The organism is Pantoea sp. CTOTU49201, assembly GCF_032054795.1.
Lineage (GTDB): Bacteria > Pseudomonadota > Gammaproteobacteria > Enterobacterales > Enterobacteriaceae > Pantoea > Pantoea symbiotica.
Genome location: NZ_DAMBSA010000583.1, coordinates 1 through 2102 on the forward strand (window position 1 = coordinate 1; position 2102 = coordinate 2102).

Below are 2102 nucleotides of genomic sequence, written 5' to 3' on the forward strand. Positions count from 1 at the left end.
CAGGGTTGGCATGTATCGCGCGGATTGCCGCCGCCAGTCGTTCGTCGGCTAACCCGCTCATCACGCCCGGACACGCGTTGCAGATCGGCATCGATCGCAGCGCTTCAATTAATAGTAGCTCCAGCAAACGTTCCAGTACCACATGACGCGCCGGACGCTGCGCGCGACACTCATCCATCACCAATTCCACCAGCGTGGTCAGGCGCGATTCGCCGCGCACGTGAATAAACTGCGGCAGCAGCGAGACAATCAATCCGGCATCGGGCGCGCCAAACTGGCAATAGCCAATCAGTGTTTGTACGTCAGCGGGCTGCTGTTGATCGCCAATCCAGAATTCGCCGGGCGCGAGCATCTGTGGCGTGGTTTCGGGCGCATCGTCGGCGGGTGGTTCGGCGCTGGTCATGCAAAATTCCCACGCCGCCGGAATCAACACAAAATCGCCCTCTTCCAGCGTGATGGGCGCATGCCCTTTCATCTTCAACTGGCTGCGACCTTCCAGCACCAGACAATAAAACGGCTGACCGGTTTCACTGCGCTGCACGCGCCAGCGGCCATTAGCACGCGCGCGTTTGGAAAACGCCGCTTGCGGCTGCAACAGCGACACCATTTCCGCTAAGGGATCGATCATTTGGACTCCTGCGAATGAAAGCTGGACGTTGCGTTGTAGTGAGTCCAGTTGGTTGACTCTATAGTGATCGTCTACCCCAATGCAATGCAGGAGTGAAAGATGAAAACGATTCTAATCACCGGCTGTTCTTCCGGCTTTGGTCATGCCACCGCGCTCTATTTTCTGGAACGTGGCTGGAAAGTGATCGCCACCATGCGCAATCCCCGTGCCGACTTATTCCCGGCGTCGGAAAACCTGCGTCTGCTGCCATTGGACGTCAGCGATGCCGCCAGCATCGAAAACACCATCGCTGCGGCGGGCGATATCGATGTGCTGGTGAATAACGCCGGGATTGGCGTGCTGTCATCTCTGGAAGGCACGCCAATGTCGACGGTGCGTGAGGTGTTTGAGACTAACACGCTCGGTACCATCGCACTGACGCAGGCTGTGCTGCCACAGTTCCGCGCGAAACAAAGCGGAATGGTGATCAACGTCACCTCGACGGTTACGCTGAAATCGCTGCCGCTGCTGGCGGTTTACACCGGAAGCAAAGCGGCGGTGAACGCCTTTACCGAATCGCTGGCGTTGGAGTTGCAGCCGTTCAACATCAACGTGCGTCTGGTGCTGCCGGGTTTGGCGCCTACCACCGATTTCGGCAAGAACGCCATGCCACGCATGGAGAACACCCAGCTTGAGCCGTATCAGCCACTGCTAGATGGCGTGTTCAGCGCGATGCAGCAGCCGCAACCAACCACCAAAGCGCTGGATGTGGCCGAAGCGGTGTGGCGCGCAGCGACCGATCCGCATGCTCCGATGCGCATTCCTGCTGGCGAAGATGCGGTGGCGCTGGCGAACGAGGTGGGTTAACTGTGAATTTCGGCGACTGCCATGGTGAAAATCAGCGGCAGTTCGCCGAGGTTCGCATAACTGTGCGGTGCGGCGGTTTTTGCCACCGCTGAACTGCCGCGCGGCACCTGCAACTGTTGTTCATCAACCTTCAGCGTGAGTTCGCCCTGCTCGACATGCAGCAGTTCGTAAGTGCGCTGCGGATGGCCCGGCGAGGCAAACTTTTCGCCGGGAAACATCTCCCATCGCCACAACTCGATCATATCCGGGCCTTGCGTGCCCGCTAGCAAACGCGCCGTGCCGCCTTTGTCGCCTTGCCATAACACCGGAATGTCCTCTTCAGCGACCAGATGCGCGAGCGGATCTGCGGTGACATTCACAATATCGGCCACCGATATTCCCAGCGCAGCCGCCACTTTGCACAGAATGGCGATACTGGGATTTGCGCTGCCTTTCTCAATCTCAACTAACATGCCTTTACTGACGCCCGCGCGGCGTGACAACTCATCCAGCGACAGTTTTTGCTGTTGGCGGAAGCTTTTGACGCTGGCTGAAACGGCGGCGCTGACATAGTCGATATCAGAACCTGCTTCGGTCAATTTATTGACTTTCGTCTTCATCGGTCACTATCATGGAATAAATTAGTCAT

The 2102-nt window shown here is 57.8% G+C and carries 3 protein-coding genes; 1 reads left to right on the forward strand and 2 read right to left on the reverse strand.

Annotated elements, in window-relative coordinates; genetic code table 11:
• Positions 1–628: cupin domain-containing protein (locus RTY00_RS24055; protein WP_312666645.1), on the reverse strand; the 628-nt coding region annotated here is incomplete at its 3' end.
• A gap of 99 nt (positions 629–727) precedes the next feature.
• Here RTY00_RS24055 and RTY00_RS24060 point away from each other — a divergent pair.
• A complete protein-coding gene (locus RTY00_RS24060) occupies positions 728–1474 on the forward strand; it encodes an SDR family oxidoreductase (protein ID WP_312666646.1) in 747 nt (248 codons plus the stop codon).
• On the opposite strand, the gene RTY00_RS24065 is transcribed toward RTY00_RS24060, so the two are convergent.
• A complete protein-coding gene (locus RTY00_RS24065) occupies positions 1471–2073 on the reverse strand; it encodes a helix-turn-helix domain-containing protein (protein WP_312666647.1) in 603 nt (200 codons plus the stop codon). The two genes, RTY00_RS24060 and RTY00_RS24065, sit on opposite strands and share 4 nt — an antisense overlap.
• Positions 2074–2102 lie beyond the last annotated feature (29 nt).